This window comes from Saccharopolyspora sp. NPDC050389, from assembly GCF_040655595.1.
GTDB lineage: Bacteria > Actinomycetota > Actinomycetes > Mycobacteriales > Pseudonocardiaceae > Saccharopolyspora.
This window is the reverse complement of the sequence record NZ_JBFAKG010000001.1, coordinates 109,738-125,682: the sequence shown is the minus strand read 5'-3', so window position 1 is coordinate 125,682 and position 15,945 is coordinate 109,738. Positions and strand designations below refer to the sequence as shown.

Here is a 15,945-nt window from a genome sequence, read left to right as displayed (position 1 = left end):
GGCCGGTCTCATCGGAGACCGGCCCTCTTGTTTTTGGCCACCATAGGTGATTTTCAATCACTCAAAGTCATCGTCACCGTGACGAAAGACCCCGGTGTCATTGCTCGTCGATTCCACGGGCCTGATCACCCAAGATCAACTCTGCGACCCGTTCAAGATCGTCCACCGACCCGAACTCGACGACGATCCGCCCCTTCCGCCGGCCGCGCTCCACCTTGACCCTTGTGTCGAAGTGGTTCGACAGCCGGTCGGCCAACCTCTCGAAGCCGGGGGCCTGGATCGGCTTCTTCGCCGCCGCCTTCTCCTTCGCGGGCCCCTCCGACTTCCGGAGCGTCACCGCTTCCTCCGTCGCCCGGACCGACATGCCCTCCGCGACGATCCGCTTCGCGAGGTCCTCCTGGGCGCCGGCGTCCTCCAGGCTGAGCAGCGCGCGGGCGTGCCCGGCCGAGAGCACCCCGGCCGCCACCCGACGCTGCACCGCCATCGGCAGCCGCAGCAGCCGGATGGTGTTGGAGATGACCGGGCGACTGCGGCCGATCCGGTCGGCCAGCTCGTCATGCGTCACGCCGAACTCCTCCAGCAGCTGCTGGTAGGCGGACGCCTCTTCGAGCGGGTTGAGCTGAACCCGGTGGATGTTCTCCAGCAGCGCGTCCCGGAGCAGCTCGTCGTCCTGCGTCTTGCGGACGATCGCCGGGATGAACTCCAGCCCGGCCAGCTGCGAGGCGCGCCACCGGCGTTCGCCCATGATCAGCTCGAACTGATCTGCCTCGAGCTCGCGCACCACGATGGGCTGCATCAGACCGAACTCGCGGATGGAGTGCTGCAGCTCCTGCAGCGCCTCCTCGTCGAAGACCTGGCGCGGCTGCTTGGGGTTCGGCGTGATCGAGGAGATGGCGATCTCGCGGTAGACCGCGCCGGCCACGGTGCCGCCGGTTTCACGTGAAACCGGCTCCTCCTCCACCGGCTCGACGCTCGGGGCACCGCGGAGCACCGGGCTGCGCAGCGCGGCACCGTCGGCGCCCGCCGGGGGAGCGCCGGCCGGGGGACCGCTGGGGATCAGCGCGGCGATGCCGCGGCCGAGACCACCTCGACGCTCGGTCATGCTGTCTTCCTCTCGGCACCCCGCTCGGCGATCTCCCGAGCAGCGTCCAGGTAGCTCATCGACCCGCGCGAGCCCGGGTCGTACGTCAGCACCGTCTGACCGAAGCCAGGCGCCTCGGAGATCTTCACGCTGCGCGGAATGACGGTTCGAAGCGCCAGCTCGCCGAAGTGCCCGCGCACCTCGGCGGTCACCTGATCCGCCAGCTTGGTGCGTCCGTCGTACATCGTCAGCAGGATCGTCGAAACCCAGAGCGCCGGGTTCAAGTGCGCCTGCACCAGCTCGATGTTGCGGAGCAGCTGCCCCAGGCCCTCCAGCGCGTAGTACTCGCACTGGATCGGGATCAGTACCTCGTGCGCGGCGACCATCGCGTTCACCGTGAGCAGGCCCAGCGACGGCGGGCAGTCGATGAAGATGTAGTCGGGCGCGAACTGCTCCACCGCCTCGGAGTTCAGCGCCTCCTTCAGCCGGCCCTCGCGCGCCACCATCGTGACGAGCTCGATCTCCGAGCCCGCCAGGTCGATCGTCGCCGGCACGCACCACAGGTTCTTCGACTGGGTGCTCTGCGCAGCCGCATCGGCAATGCTGATCTCGCCGAGCAGCACCTCGTACACCGACGGCACGCCGGAGCGGTGCTCGACGCCCAGCGCGGTGCTCGCGTTGCCCTGCGGGTCGAGGTCGATGACGAGCACCTTGAGCCCGTGCAACGCGAGCCCGGCGGCGAGGTTCACCGTGCTCGTCGTCTTGCCGACGCCGCCCTTCTGGTTCGCCACGGTGATGATCCGCCGGCGCGTGGGGCGGGGGAGTTCCAGGGTCTCCGGGTGCAGCACCCGGGTCGCCCGCTGGGCCTCCTCCATGATCGGGGTCCAGCCGATGTCGTCCCTGCCGAAGCTACTCATCGACGAGTCGCCGCCAGTCGGCCCGGAGGGGAACCGCAGCCCGCCCATTGCACGCCCCTTCGTTTCACGTGAAACACGACCCGCTCCGTTTGACTCCGGATTCACCGTCCACGATCCTTTCTCGTTCGACGTGCACCGTCACGACGCCGACCGGACGCATTTCGGGCCGCCGAGACCCGCTCCACCACGACGACGGTCGTCGGCACTTCGAGCACGCCGACGCCGCACGAAACCACCTCGCCGGGGCCACCACCGACCGCGGCGATCGCCGCCGCATCCCGTTCGAGTTCCTCCGCCGCGCTCTCGCCCTTCATGGCGAGCAGCCGGCCGCCCGGCCGCAGCAGCGGGACGCACCACTTCGCGAGCCGTTCCATCGGTGCCACGGCGCGCGCGGTCACGGCGTCATGATCGGCCAGCCGTTCGCGCACCGGGCCCTCCTCGGCACGTCCACGCACCACCTCGACGGTGAGCGCCAACTCGGTGATGACTTCCTGCAACCACGTAACCCGTCGAGCCATCGGCTCCAACAGGGTCAGGCTGAGATCCGGGCGGGCGATCGCCAACGGGATGCCCGGCAGCCCCGCCCCAGAGCCTACGTCCAACACCCGGCAATTCGGTGGCAGCAACTCCGCAATGACCGCAGAGTTCAACAAATGTCTTTCCCAGAGCCGGTCCAACTCGCGCGGACCGATCAATCCGCGGCGGATTCCTTGCTCCTGGAGCATGTCGAAGAACCGTTCGGCCAACGCCACTCGCTCGCCGAACACGACCCTCGCCGCCGCCGGCGCACCTTCGGTCAAAGCATTCACCCCGATGTTTCACGTGGAACCAGGTGTTTGACCTAAGCCTGCCGGATTGCGCTCCGCAGCCAAGCATCAACCCACGTTTCACGTGAAACCCGCGTCGAGAATCGACTCGTCTTGGGTACCGGCGCGGGCAACCCGGCACCAGAGCCCCGAAATACCCCTCCCGCGATCTAAGCGTGTTTCACGTGGAACGCGGCCCGAACACGACAGTGCCCCCGCCGGTCCGAAGACCGCGGGGGCACCGAATCAACGCCGAGAAGGCTTCCGAGGTTCCGCTACCGGCACCGCCACGCCGGGCAAGCCTGGAAACCCTTCTAGCTCTTGAAGACGACGACCTTGCGGTTGGGCTCTTCGCCTTCGCTCTCGCTGTGCACACCGTCGACGGCCGCGACCGCGTCGTGGATGATCTTCCGCTCGAACGGCGTCATCGGGCGCAGCCGCGCCTCCTTGCCGCTCTCCAGCACGCCCTCCGCGGTCGAGCGCCCGAGCTCCGTCAGCTCCTGCCGGCGACCCGCCCGCCAGCCGGCGACGTCCAGCATCAGCCGGCTGCGGACGCCGGTCTCCTGCTGCACCGCGAGCCGCGTCAGCTCCTGCAGCGACTCCAGCACCTGACCGCGGCTGCCGACCAGCTTCTCCAGGTCTTCACCGCCGTCGATGCTCACCACCGCACGGCCGGCCTCCACGTCGAGGTCGATGTCCCCGTCGTAGTCCAGCAGGTCGAGCAGCCGCTCCAGGTAGTCACCCGCGATGTCGCCCTCCTGCACCAGGAGCGCCTCGGTGTTCGACACCTCGGACTTCTCGGCGGCCTCGGCGGTCTCCTCGGTCTCGGTGGCCTCAGTGGTCTCGTCGGTCTCGGGCTCGGCTGCCGACGGGCTCGACTCCTGCACGGTTTCGGACACTGGGTGTCTCCTCTCCAGGGTTCGCGACGAATTCAGCGGGACTCGCCCGGCTTGTCCGCGTCGCGAGAACGGTCTTCGATCACCCCGGGGATCTCACCGGGTTCGTCCTTGGCCACCGGGTCCGCAGTCCGCGTGGTGTCGGTCTCCACCGCGGTGGATTCGACGACCGCGGGCGCGCCGGCCAGCGCAGCCTCCTCGCGGTCGATCCGGCTGTACACCACCCGCTGCTGACCCAGCGTCCAGAAGTTGTTGGCCAGCCAGTAGATCAGAATGGCCAGCGGCAGGAACGGACCACCGATGATCGCGAACATCGGGAAGATCCACAACGTCATCCGGTTCATGATCGCCGTCTGCGGGTTCGCCGCGGCGTCGGCGGTCTGCCGCTGCACCGAGTGGCGCGCGGTGAAGTGCGTGGCGATCGCGGCGGCGATCATCAGCGGCACGCCGACCAGCATCATGTCCAGGCGGTCGGTGCCGAACGTCGCGAGCAACTCGGGGGCCTGGCTGATGGTGTTCGACAGCTTCGCGCCGAACAGGTCGGCCGCCACGAACGAGGCGACGTCGTCGGCGTTGAAGATGAAGTTCGACGGCGCGCCCGGCTTGAACCCGTTGAGGACGTGGAAGAGCCCGATGAACACCGGGACCTGAACCAGGATCGGCAGGCAACCGCTGAGCGGGTTGAAGCCCTGCTCGGCCTGCATCTTCTGCATCTCGGCGGCCAGCTTCTGCCGGTCATCGCCGTACTTGGCCTGCAGCTCGCGGATCTGCGGCGCGAACTCCTGCATCTTCTTCATCGATCGCACCTGGTGCACGAACGGTTTGAAGAGCAGGGCGCGCAGCGTGAAGACCAGGAAGATGACCGCCAGCGCCCAGGCGTAGCCGCTGGCCGGATCCAGCACGAAGCCGAACACCTTGTGCCAGAACCAAAGGATGGCCGACACCGGGTAGTAGATGAAGTCCAGCACGCGGGCTACTCCTCGGCAGGTTTCTCGGGTACGCGGCCACCAACAGGGTCGCCCGCCGCGGACCGCTCACGGGGCGGTGGAACCGGGTCCAAGCCTCCAGGGTGCCAGGGGCCGCAGCGCAGCAGCCTGCGCAGGGTCAACCAGCCGCCTCGGAACAGGCCGTGCACGGTGAGCGCCTCGACAGCGTAGGTGCTGCAACTCGGGTAGAACCGGCACGACGGCGGCAGCAGCGGGGAGATCACCTTGCGGTAGACGTGCACCGGACCGAGCAGCACCCAGGCGAGCGGACTCGGGCGCCGAGCGGGGGCGCGGAGCCTGTCGTCGTGCCGTTCGTCCGGAGCCATCACCTGGAACCCGTCGCCGGAACATCGGGGGCGAGGACGCGGAGCTTGCGCAGCGCCGCGTCTAGGTCCGCACCGAGTTCGCGGCTGGACGCATCTGCTGCGGGCGGCAAGGCGCGGACCACCACCAGTGTGCCAGCGGGCAACGCCGGTAGGAGGTCGCGCATCAGGTGCCGGAGGCGGCGGGTGACCCGGTGCCGGATCACGGCCGTGCCCACGGCCTTGCTCACGACAAAACCCACCCGGGTCGAGACATCCGATTTCCGGGTGGGTGCCGTATTCGCCTCGGCTTCCGGTAAGGCCTCGCCGGTGCGGTGCGGGCCGAGGTCCCGTGCCTGGTCCGGACGCAGCACGTGGACCACCAACCGGGACCGACCGGCCCGACGACCACGACGGACCACCAGGCGGAACTCCTGGTTCTTGGTCAGCCGGGCTGCCGCGGGAAGCACGGCCGGACGCGATCAGGCAGTCAGCTGCGCGCGACCCCGGCGACGGCGCGAGGCCACGATGGCCCGGCCGGCCCGAGTGCGCATGCGCAGCCGGAACCCGTGCTTCCTGGCACGGCGGCGGTTGTTCGGCTGGAAAGTGCGCTTGCCCTTGCTCACGGTCGGATCTCCCGGTTACTACAGGCACCGATGGCCACGGTGAACCACGGTTCGGTCAAGGTGTCCCTGTTTCACGAGCCGCAGTCGCCGGACGTGCGGCGATCGGCTGAACACCGAGCGGTGCACGGCGCCGGAATCTCGGCGCAGCGACATGCCCGCTCAGGAAGCGGGGGGACTGTACGAGGGTACGCACTGGCGACGGGGGGCGCTTAACCGGGGTCGTTATGCGAAGCGGCAGCCTGGCGGAATCCCGCGCGCCGGCGCCCAACAGGCTGCCACATCCCGATCTTCCCGGCATCTCCGGGACTCGCTTGTAAGCGTGGCGTGACCTTGTTAGCGTGCCCCCCTGCGATTCGCGGACCGGTGGTGGGAGCACCGGCCTCGGCGGGGACGCCCTGACCTGGATCGCAGCGGTACGACGGCCCCAGGGGGGATCACCGGAGCGGCCTGCCGTACCTTCATACACAAGTTGTGGACAACTCTGTGGACACCTGCTCGAACGGGTGTCCACAGCAGTCTGGCCCCACCGTCCCGTGACACCGACCGCGCCCGAGCATCGTGGGAGCCAGGCCCCGGGACCGCACCGGGGGCTGCGCGAGCGAGGGGAGGGGAGCAAGGCGGTGTCCGACCACCAAACCGATCTCGGTCGAGTTTGGGAAGAGGTGGTGCAGGAGCTGTCCTCCGGCACCCTTTCGCCCCAACAACGCGCCTGGATGCGGGTGACCCGGCCGATCGGGCTGCTGGACGGTACCGCGCTGCTCGCCGCGCCCAGTGATTTCGCCAAGGAAGCCATCGAGCGCGCACTGCGCGATCCGATCACCGATGCGCTGTCGCGCCGCCTCGGCCGCGCCGTGTCGCTGGCGGTGAAGGTGGACACCGCGGTTCCCGCGCCCACCCGGCCGGTCGCGGCGCCCGCGCCGGCCGACTCCTGGTCCGGCCGCGCCACTGCGCCCGGCACCGATCAGCCCACGCCCGGCTACGCCTCCGCGGGGGGCTTCGGCCGGGGCACCGACAACTTCGGCCACACCGCGCACACCGGCTCGATCCCTCCCGTCGAGGGGCGGCACGCCGCGCCGGACCCCGCGCCCGAGATCGACTTCCCGACCGCCGAGTTCAAGTGGCCGGGCGGCGAGGTGCCGCAGTCGCTGGAGGCCGACGAGCCGGATGCCGAGCCGGAAAGCGCGCCCGAGCCGGAAGTCGAGGAGAACGGCAACGAGATCTGGCCGACCTTCGGCCGGGGCGAGCCGCCGCAGGGCCAGCCGTTCACCGCGCCGAAGCACGCGCCGCCGACCTCGCAGACCAGGCTGAACGCGAAGTACACCTTCGACACGTTCGTCATCGGCTCCTCCAACCGGTTCGCGCACGCCGCCGCCGTCGCCGCGGCGGAAGCGCCGGCCCGCGCGTACAACCCGCTGTTCATCTGGGGCGAGTCCGGGCTCGGCAAGACGCACCTGCTGCACGCGGTCGGGCACTACACCCAGCGGCTGTTCCCCGGGATGCGCGTCCGCTACGTGTCCACCGAGGAATTCACCAACGACTTCATCAACTCGCTGCGCGACGACCGGCAGGTGGCGTTCCAGCGCCGGTACCGCGACGTCGACGTGCTGCTGGTGGACGACATCCAGTTCTTGGAGGGCAAGGAAGGCACCCAGGAGGAGTTCTTCCACACCTTCAACACCCTGCACAACTCGAACAAGCAGATCGTGGTGTCCTCGGACCGGCCGCCGAAAGGGCTGCGGACCCTGGAAGACCGGCTGCGCACCCGGTTCGAGTGGGGCCTGATCACCGACATCCAGCCGCCCGAGCTGGAGACGCGGATCGCCATCCTGCGCAAGAAAGCCGCCCAGGACCGGATGAACGCGCCGGCCGACGTGCTGGAGTTCATCGCGTCCCGGATCGAGCGCAACATCCGCGAGCTGGAGGGCGCGCTGATCCGGGTCACCGCGTTCGCGTCGCTGAACCGGCAGCCGGTCGACCTGCAGCTGGCCGAGATCGTGCTGCGCGACCTGATCCCGGACTCGCAGACCCCGGAGATCACCGCGCCGACGATCATGGCCGTGATCGCGGACTACTTCAGCGTGACCATCGACGACCTGTGCGGCCCGGGCAAGACCAAGGCACTGGCGCAGGCCCGGCAGATCGCGATGTACCTGTGCCGGGAGCTGACCGACTCGTCGCTGCCGAAGATCGGCCAGTACTTCGGCGGCCGCGACCACACCACGGTGATGTACGCGGACAAGAAGATCCGCAAGGAGATGGCGGAGCGGCGCCGCGTGTACGAGCACGTCCAGGAGCTGACCGCCCGCATCAAGCAGCAGTCCCGCTGATTTTTCGAAGAACCTCGCGCACGTCTCGCGATGACAGCGTGCGCGGGTGGTGAAAGACAGTTCCACCCATCGGCCGGGCCCTGTCCCCGTCGATCTGCTTCGCCGCGCTTGAAAACAGGCACGTCAAGAGGCCTGAGCCGCTCAGATGCCCTGTGCCGAGCTATCGCGCGGTTCCCGGTGTGATTCCCTTCAGCTCGCGCGGCAGATCTTTTTGTCGACCCACCCTGCCGCGAGCCACCCCCGTCAACAGAAAGCTCTCCGGCCGAGCGCCGTAGGGCATCAGTCCGGCGGCTCGTCGCCGAGCCCGGAGCGGGGCGCCGTCTGCGCGCGGATGGCAGGGCGACTCTCGGGCTGCTCCGGGGCGCGATGGCGACTCCGGGGTCCGCCGGGCGCGCCGAGATGTTTCTGTTGGGCCGCCCGGCTCGGATCAGACCGCTCTGGCAGAAAACTTCGGGGTTCCGCGCCGGGCTTCAGGGGCCGGGATCCGCGTGCATCGAGCGGCCGCCGGCCGCGCCGGGACAGCAAACCACCACGTTCCGGGGTTGATCAAGCGCGCTCCGCAGTCGCGGAAGAGATTGGCGCGCCGAACTTTTCTGAGGACCGGGGTGGTCTTCGCCTCACCCCTCCGGCAAAAAAGTCCACCGGAGCGCGATCTGTCCACAGATTTTCCATCCCCAGGCCTGACCTGGAGTTTTCCCCAATCCATCCACAAGCTGTGCACAAGCAGGAGCGGTCTGCCCACAGAGCGGAGCCGGGTTGACCACAACGCTCTCACAGCTTTGCCCACAACCTGATCGGTGGAGGGGCCCAAAACCGGCATGGGATGGGTACAACTGGGTCGACAACTGTGGATGGAACTGTGGACAACTGGGGATGGTTGTGGACTAACCGAGGTGGGCCAAAAGTTGTCCACCACCCGGTTGCCGTAGTCCCCGGTTACATCCCGTGTTCATCCACACCCGACCACGCCACCCGACCAGCCCAAACGGCACTTGTCCCCACAACTCACAGCCCTTACTACTACTGCTCTCATTTCTTCTCTTTGAAGAAAAAAGAAAAAGAGAAGAAGGCTCGGTGGATAAGTGGACAACTCGGCCCGGACCGCCAGGACGGGCTGACGAACTGCTCGGACCCGGATGCGGAGATCGCGTCGCACGCTCTACGGTGGAACTCCCGCAGAGGCCGCCGGCGCGAACTCCGGGTCGAGCTCGGGCCGAGCTTCGCGTGCACGGCGCTCGTGGGGGATCGCTTCGCCGCCGTTGCGGGGACGCGAAGCACACCGACCCGATGAGCTGCTTCGCTCCAGCTCGACACACAGTTCTCGGCAGCCGAGCCACGGCTGGAACCGAAAGGACATCCATGAAGATCCGCGTGGAACGTGACGGTCTCGCCGACGCCGTCGCCTGGGTCGCGCGCAGCCTGCCGTCGCGGCCACCGGTTCCGGTGCTGGGCGGAGTGCTGCTCGACGCGAGCTCCGGAGAGGCGCTGACCATCTCCGGGTTCGACTACGAGGTCTCGGCCCAGGTCACCATCGACGCCGCGATCGACAACAGCGGGCGCACCCTCGTTTCCGGGCGGCTGCTGGCCGACATCACCAAGGCGCTCCCGGCCCGTCCGGTGGAACTCACCGTCGACGGCTCCCGCGTCACCATCACCTGCGGCAGCTCCCGGTTCAGCCTGCCGACCATGCCGGTCGAGGACTACCCGGAACTGCCCGCGATGCCCGAGCACGCCGGTTCCGTCCCGGGCGATCTGTTCAGCGAGGCCGTCGGCCAGGTCGCGGTGGCGGCAGGCAAGGACGACACGCTGCCGATGCTCACCGGCATCCGGATGGAGATCAACAACGACAAGCTGACCATGGTCGCCACCGACCGGTTCCGCTTGGCGATGCGCGAGATCACCTGGGAGCCGGGCACCTCGATGGACGACACCTCGGTGCTCGTCCCGGCCAAGACGCTCGCCGACTCCGCGAAGACGCTGGGCACCGGCGGCAGCAAGGTGGAGATCTCGCTGGCCTCCGGCGACGGCCTGCTCGGGCTGTCCGGAACCGCGCGCCGCAACACGACCCGGCTGCTGGACGCGGAGTTCCCGAAGTACCGCCAGCTGCTGCCCGCCGAGAGCGCGGTGACCGCCAACGTCGACGTGGCCCCGCTGGTCGAGGCGATCAAGCGCGTGTCGCTGGTCGCCGAGCGCGGCACCCAGGTGCGCCTGGAGTTCTCCGACCGGCTGCTGCGGCTGACCGCCGGCGGCGACGACGAGGGCAGCGCCGAGGAAGAGCTCGCGATCGAGCTCTCCGGCGAGCCGCTGACCATCGCGTTCAACCCGGCCTACCTGCTCGACGGCCTCGGCGCGATGAAGACCGAACGCGCCCAGCTGCAGTTCACCACCGCCAACCGCCCCGCACTCGTCAAGCCGGTCGGCGAGGATGGCGAAGTGACGGAGGGCTACCTCTACCTCCTGATGCCGGTCCGCCTCCCGGGCTGACCTGGGTCACATCCGGCGCACTGCCCGGCCGGAGCCGCGGCCGCCGGTGGCTAGGCTCCGGTCGGATCGATTCAGCTGGTGAGGTCCAGCCCCGCGGCCGGCCATCCGCGCCGACCAACCAGTCGATACACAGCTCGCAGAGGGAGATCCGGTGCAACTCGGACTTGTCGGTCTCGGCCGAATGGGTTTCAACATGCGTGAGCGGCTGCGCGCCGCCGGCCACGACGTCGTCGGGTACGACCGCAACCCGGACGTCAGCGATGTCGCGTCGATCGCGGAGCTGGTGCAGAAGCTGGCCGGCCCGCGGATCGTCTGGATCATGGTTCCGCACGGCGACCCGACGCGTCAGACGGTCGAGGAGCTGGCCGGGCTGCTGTCCGCCGGTGACCTGGTGATCGAGGGCGGGAACTCGAAGTTCACCGACGACCAGGCCAACGCGGCGCTGCTCGCCGAGCACGGCATCAAGTACGTCGACGTCGGGGTTTCCGGCGGGGTGTGGGGCGCCAAGAACGGTTACGGCCTGATGGCCGGTGGCGACGCCGAGGACGTCGAGCGCGCCATGCCGATCTTCGACGCGCTGCGCCCGGAGGGGCCGCGCGAGGAGGGCTTCGCGCACGCCGGTCCGGTGGGTGCCGGGCACTACGCGAAGATGGTGCACAACGGCATCGAGTACGGCCTGATGCAGGCCTACGCCGAGGGCTTCGAGCTGCTGTCGGCGTCGGGCGTGGTCACCAACGTGCCGGAGACGATCAAGGCGTGGAGCCGCGGCACCGTGGTCCGCTCCTGGCTGCTGGACCTGCTGGTCCGCGCGCTGGAGGAGGACCCGGAGCTGACCGAACTGCGGGGCTACGTCAACGACTCCGGCGAGGGTCGGTGGACCGTCGAGGAGTCGATCAACAACGCGGTGCCCACCCCGGTGATCACCGCCTCGCTGTTCGCGCGGTTCGCCTCGCGGCAGGAGGACTCGCCGGCGATGAAGGCGGTCGCGGCGTTGCGCAACCAGTTCGGCGGCCACGCCGTGGAGAAGACCGAGGACTGATCGCGACATCGACGGGCGAGTTGATTTATCGACAAATCGACCCGCCGGAGTCGTGTTCGCGTTTCCGCAGGTCAGGTTCCGTGAACGTTTTGGGGTGCTATGACACCCCAAAACACTCACGGGCGCCTGCCAGGGAAAACCCTGCGCTAGGAGCAATGCTGTCCGCCCGTCGCCATGGCGATCTGTCGACAAGGCGATAAGGCGCCGAATCCACGGATTCGGCTACCGGGCGGACGACCGAACAGAGCTGCGAATAAGTTGGATCGTCGTGTACGTCCGTCATCTGCAAGTGACCGACTTCCGGTCCTGGCCGCACGCCGACCTGGCCCTGGAGCCGGGCATCACCGTGCTGGTCGGGGCCAACGGACAGGGCAAGACGAACCTGGTCGAGGCGATCGGGTACGTCGCGACCCTCGGCTCGCACCGCGTCTCCACCGATGCGCCGCTGGTCCGCGACGGCGCGGCGCGCGCCGTGGTGCGGGCCGCCGTGGTCAACAGCGGGCGTGAGCTGCTGGTCGAGCTGGAGATCACGCCGGGCAAGGCCAACCGGGCGCGGATCAACCGCGGCGCCGTCGCGAAACCGCGCGACGTGCTGGGCATCCTGCGCACCGTGCTGTTCGCGCCGGAAGACCTCTCGATCGTTCGCGGCGATCCGGGCGAGCGCCGCCGATTCCTGGACGACCTGCTGGTGGCGCGGTCGCCCCGGTACGCGGGTGTTCGCGCCGACTACGACCGGGTGCTCAAGCAGCGCAGCGCCCTGCTGAAGTCCGCAGGAGCGGCGCGCCGGGGCGGCGGCTCGGCGGACGTGCGGACGCTGGAGGTCTGGGACGGCCACCTGGCCCGCTGCGGCGCCGAGCTGCTGGCCGGCCGGCTCGACCTGGTCGCCTCCATCGCACCGCATGTGACCAGCGCATACGCCAACGTCGCGGCGACCGACGAGGCCACCTTGCCGTCCGGCAGGGTGGCCGACGTCCGCTACCGCAGCAGCCTCGGCGAATCGCTTCCCGCGGGATACGGCGCGCCGCTGGGCAAGGCCGCCGACCCGGCCGAACTCGAATCGGCCCTGCTCGCCGAGCTGGAGCGGGTCCGGCCGCAGGAGCTCGACCGCGGCGTGTCGTTGGTCGGGCCGCACCGCGACGACCTGGAACTGCTGCTCGGCGAGCTGCCCGCGAAGGGCTATGCCAGCCACGGAGAATCTTGGTCCTTCGTGCTGGCGTTGCGGCTGGCTTCCTACCACCTGCTCACCGAGGATGGCGCGGAGCCGGTGTTGATCCTGGACGACGTCTTCGCCGAGCTCGACCGCCGCCGCCGGGCCCGGCTGGCCGACCTGGTCGCCGGGGCCGAGCAGGTGCTGGTGACCGCGGCGGTGCCGGAGGACGTTCCGCCGGAACTCACCGGCGCCCGATTCGACGTCCGCGAAGGCGAGGTGCGACGTGCCGAGTAACCGTTCGCAGTCGTCAAGTAAACCCAGAGTGATCGCCGAGGTGGGTAAGGTCGCCGATTTGCCCACATCTGGGGATAACTCTGTGGATGGTGTGGATAACTCGGCGGTGTCAACACAGGTCCCGGGCGAGGCCGCGGTCACCGGATCGGTGGGACCGGTCGGGTCCGATGGCGCCGCGCTGTCCGGCCCGGATCTCGCCCGGGCCGCCCTGCAGGCCGCCCGCGAGCAGTCCGCCGCCCGCCGCCGAGACGGCAAGAAGAAGGGCGGCGTCGTCCGGACGCGCCGCCGTCGTGGCTGGTCGGGGCCGCGCCCCGACGACCGCGACCCGCAGCCGCTGGGGCGGCTGGCCGCGCGAATCGCCAACGAGCGCGGCTGGACCGAGCACCTCTCCGGCGGCCAAGTCTTCGCCAAGTGGGCCGCCCTGGTCGGCGGCGACGTCGCCGAGCACACCAAGCCGGTGGCGCTGAAGGACGGCGAGCTCACCGTCCAGGCCCAGTCCACCGCGTGGGCCACGCAGCTGCGCCTGCTCCAGCGCCAGATCCTGAAGCGGATCAGCGACGGCGTGGGCCGCGACGTGGTGCGCCGGATCAAGGTGCAGGGCCCGGCGGCGCCCAGCTGGCGACACGGCCCCCGGCACATTTCCGGACGGGGCCCGCGCGACACCTACGGCTAGTAGCCTCGCGGTACGCGCCAGGCCTCCGGGCGCGGCGGCAAGCGGCCGATCGCGGCAGAGATCCCTCGGCAGCCGCCCGCGGCTCTCGGATGGTGGATTGATTCGAGTTCTCCGCTCTGTGAGGAAGTCAGGGGTGTCCTTGCCCTACTTCTGTCACGGGGGGCCAGTAGAATCAGAAAAGGGTGTGGCCGATGCCTTCGAACGCCGTGACGTAGAGGCGCGCAGGCGCCGGCACGCATCAGGGTGCGGCCCCGACGGACGAGTCGCCCCGAAGTGGTCTGCGGTGCGGTGCGGGGAGCGAACGTTCCGGCACCGACCGATCACCCTGACAGCACAGTCGGCTCAAGGAGAAATCGAGGCCCGTGGCACCGAAGAAGAGCGATTACAACGCTTCATCCATCACCGTTCTTGAGGGCCTTGAGGCCGTCCGCAAGCGTCCCGGCATGTACATCGGTTCCACCGGTGAACGCGGTCTGCACCACCTGATCCAGGAGGTCGTGGACAACTCGGTCGACGAGGCGATGGCCGGTTACGCCACCAAGGTCGAGGTCACCCTCCTCGCCGATGGCGGCGTGCGCGTCGTCGACGACGGCCGTGGCATCCCTGTCGGCATGCACCCGGTGGAGAAGAAGCCGACCCTCGAGGTCGTGCTCACCGTGCTGCACGCGGGCGGCAAGTTCGGCGGCGACTCCTACGCGGTCTCGGGCGGTCTGCACGGCGTCGGCGTGTCCGTCGTCAACGCGCTGTCCACGGGGCTGGAGGCGGAGATCCACGTCGACGGCTACGTGTGGCGTCAGCGCTACAAGGACTCGAAGCCGGTCGCCGACGTCGAGCGCGGCGAGTCCACCGACCGGACCGGCACCACCATCACCTTCTGGGCCGACCCGACGATCTTCGAAACCACCAGGTACAACGCCGAGACGGTGGCCCGCCGCCTGCAGGAGATGGCCTTCCTGAACAAGGGCCTGACCATCGTCCTCCGCGACGAGCGCGCCGCCGAGGAAGACGAGGCCGGTGAAGACGCGGCCGGCACCGCCGCGCGCGCCACCGAGCGCACCTTCCACTACCCGGGCGGTCTCGAGGACTTCGTCCGGCACATCAACGCCACCAAGGAGCCGATCCACAAGAAGGTGGTGGCCTTCAACGCGTCCGGCAACGGCTCCGAGCTGGAAATCGCGATGCAGTGGAACTCCGGCTACAACCAGTCGGTCTACACCTTCGCGAACACCATCAACACCCACGAGGGCGGCACCCACGAGGAGGGCTTCCGGTCGGCGCTGACCCGCGTGGTCAACAGCTACGCCAAGGAAAAGAAGCTGCTCAAGGAGAAGGACGGCAGCCTCACCGGCGATGACGTCCGCGAGGGTCTCGCCGCGATCGTCTCGGTGAAGGTCCGCGAGCCGCAGTTCGAGGGCCAGACCAAGACCAAGCTGGGCAACACCGAGGTCAAGTCGTTCGTGCAGACCACCGCCTTCGAGTGGCTCACCGACTGGTTCGAGCGCAACCCCGCCGAGGCCAAGGTGATCGTCAACAAGGCGGTGTCCTCGGCGCAGGCGCGGATGGCCGCGCGCAAGGCCAAGGAACTGGTGCGGCGCAAGAGCGCGATGGACATCGGCGGCCTGCCGGGCAAGCTGAAGGACTGCCAGTCCAACAGCCCGGAGGAGTGCGAGCTCTACATCGTGGAGGGCGACTCCGCGGGCGGCTCCGCGAAGGAGGGCCGCGAGTCGCGGTTCCAGGCGATCCTGCCGCTGCGCGGCAAGATCATCAACGTGGAGAAGTCGCGGATCGACAAGGTCCTCAAGAACAACGAGGTCCAGGCGATCATCACCGCGCTGGGCACCGGCATCCACGACGAGTTCGACCTGTCCAAGCTGCGCTACCACAAGATCGTGCTGATGGCCGACGCCGACGTCGACGGCCAGCACATCCGCACCCTGCTGCTGACCCTGCTGTTCCGGTTCATGCGCCCGCTGATCGAGAACGGCCACGTGTTCCTCGCGCAGCCGCCGCTGTACAAGATCAAGTGGCCGCGGTCGGAGCCGGAGTACGCCTACAGCGACAAGGAGCGCAACGCGCTGCTGGAGCAGGGCGCCGCCGCGGGCCGCAAGCTGCCCAAGGACGACGGCATCCAGCGCTACAAGGGTCTCGGCGAGATGAACGCCGACGAGCTGTGGGAAACCACCATGAACCCGGAGACCCGGCTGCTGCTGCAGGTCTCGCTGGACGACGCGGCGACCGCGGACGAGCTGTTCAGCGTGCTGATGGGCGAAGACGTCGAAGCCCGGCGCTCGTTCATCACCCGCAACGCCAAGGACGTTCGTTTCCTCGACGTGTGACGCCACGCGCAGCTAAGCCCCCGAACTT

General features: G+C 68.8%; 14 protein-coding genes. 6 read left to right on the top strand and 8 right to left on the bottom strand.

Annotation, left to right across the window (positions count from 1 at the left end; all coding sequences use genetic code 11):
• Window positions 1-97: 97 nt before the first annotated feature.
• The 8 genes from AB0I53_RS00610 to rpmH form a co-directional block, all read right to left on the bottom strand.
• Window positions 98-1,102, bottom strand: a complete 1,005-nt coding sequence (locus AB0I53_RS00610; protein WP_358594205.1) for a ParB/RepB/Spo0J family partition protein — start codon at window positions 1,100-1,102, stop codon at window positions 98-100.
• On the bottom strand, window positions 1,099-1,998 hold the full coding sequence (locus AB0I53_RS00605; RefSeq protein ID WP_358594609.1) for a ParA family protein: 900 nt from the start codon (window positions 1,996-1,998) through the stop codon (window positions 1,099-1,101). Before AB0I53_RS00605 ends, AB0I53_RS00610 begins: the two co-directional genes overlap by 4 nt.
• Window positions 1,999-2,099: 101 nt before the next feature.
• Complete coding sequence (rsmG, locus tag AB0I53_RS00600) at window positions 2,100-2,798, bottom strand: 16S rRNA (guanine(527)-N(7))-methyltransferase RsmG (RefSeq protein ID WP_358594202.1); 699 nt, start codon at window positions 2,796-2,798, stop codon at window positions 2,100-2,102.
• A gap of 320 nt (window positions 2,799-3,118) precedes the next feature.
• A complete protein-coding gene (locus tag AB0I53_RS00595) occupies window positions 3,119-3,703 on the bottom strand; it encodes a R3H domain-containing nucleic acid-binding protein (protein ID WP_358594199.1) in 585 nt (194 codons plus the stop codon).
• A 32-nt stretch (window positions 3,704-3,735) separates the two neighbouring features.
• The gene (yidC, locus tag AB0I53_RS00590) at window positions 3,736-4,668 is read right to left on the bottom strand and encodes a membrane protein insertase YidC (RefSeq protein WP_358594196.1); all 933 of its coding nucleotides are present in this window, start codon (window positions 4,666-4,668) and stop codon (window positions 3,736-3,738) included.
• A 5-nt stretch (window positions 4,669-4,673) separates the two neighbouring features.
• Window positions 4,674-5,012 carry a membrane protein insertion efficiency factor YidD gene (gene yidD / locus AB0I53_RS00585; protein ID WP_358594194.1) on the bottom strand — a complete coding sequence of 113 codons (339 nt, stop codon included), beginning with the start codon at window positions 5,010-5,012 and terminating at the stop codon, window positions 4,674-4,676.
• The gene (rnpA, locus tag AB0I53_RS00580; protein ID WP_358594191.1) at window positions 5,012-5,458 is read right to left on the bottom strand and encodes a ribonuclease P protein component; all 447 of its coding nucleotides are present in this window, start codon (window positions 5,456-5,458) and stop codon (window positions 5,012-5,014) included. The genes yidD and rnpA overlap by 1 nt, the downstream gene beginning before the upstream one ends.
• A 12-nt stretch (window positions 5,459-5,470) precedes the next feature.
• The gene (gene rpmH / locus AB0I53_RS00575; RefSeq protein WP_083822226.1) at window positions 5,471-5,614 is read right to left on the bottom strand and encodes a 50S ribosomal protein L34; all 144 of its coding nucleotides are present in this window, start codon (window positions 5,612-5,614) and stop codon (window positions 5,471-5,473) included.
• A 620-nt stretch (window positions 5,615-6,234) separates the two neighbouring features.
• Between rpmH and dnaA the strand changes: the two genes are divergently transcribed.
• From dnaA to gyrB, 6 genes are all read left to right on the top strand, one after another.
• Complete coding sequence (dnaA, locus tag AB0I53_RS00570) at window positions 6,235-7,941, top strand: chromosomal replication initiator protein DnaA (protein WP_358594188.1); 1,707 nt, start codon at window positions 6,235-6,237, stop codon at window positions 7,939-7,941.
• Between the two features lie 1,359 nt (window positions 7,942-9,300).
• On the top strand, window positions 9,301-10,425 hold the full coding sequence (gene dnaN, locus AB0I53_RS00565) for a DNA polymerase III subunit beta (protein ID WP_358594186.1): 1,125 nt from the start codon (window positions 9,301-9,303) through the stop codon (window positions 10,423-10,425).
• Between the two features lie 151 nt (window positions 10,426-10,576).
• On the top strand, window positions 10,577-11,464 hold the full coding sequence (gene gnd, locus AB0I53_RS00560; protein WP_358594183.1) for a phosphogluconate dehydrogenase (NAD(+)-dependent, decarboxylating): 888 nt from the start codon (window positions 10,577-10,579) through the stop codon (window positions 11,462-11,464).
• 268 nt (window positions 11,465-11,732) lie between these two features.
• On the top strand, window positions 11,733-12,908 hold the full coding sequence (recF, locus tag AB0I53_RS00555) for a DNA replication/repair protein RecF (RefSeq protein WP_358594181.1): 1,176 nt from the start codon (window positions 11,733-11,735) through the stop codon (window positions 12,906-12,908).
• 106 nt (window positions 12,909-13,014) lie between these two features.
• On the top strand, window positions 13,015-13,581 hold the full coding sequence (locus tag AB0I53_RS00550; protein ID WP_358594178.1) for a DciA family protein: 567 nt from the start codon (window positions 13,015-13,017) through the stop codon (window positions 13,579-13,581).
• A gap of 362 nt (window positions 13,582-13,943) precedes the next feature.
• The gene (gene gyrB / locus AB0I53_RS00545) at window positions 13,944-15,917 is read left to right on the top strand and encodes a DNA topoisomerase (ATP-hydrolyzing) subunit B (RefSeq protein WP_358594176.1); all 1,974 of its coding nucleotides are present in this window, start codon (window positions 13,944-13,946) and stop codon (window positions 15,915-15,917) included.
• The last annotated feature ends 28 nt before the right edge of the window (window positions 15,918-15,945 follow it).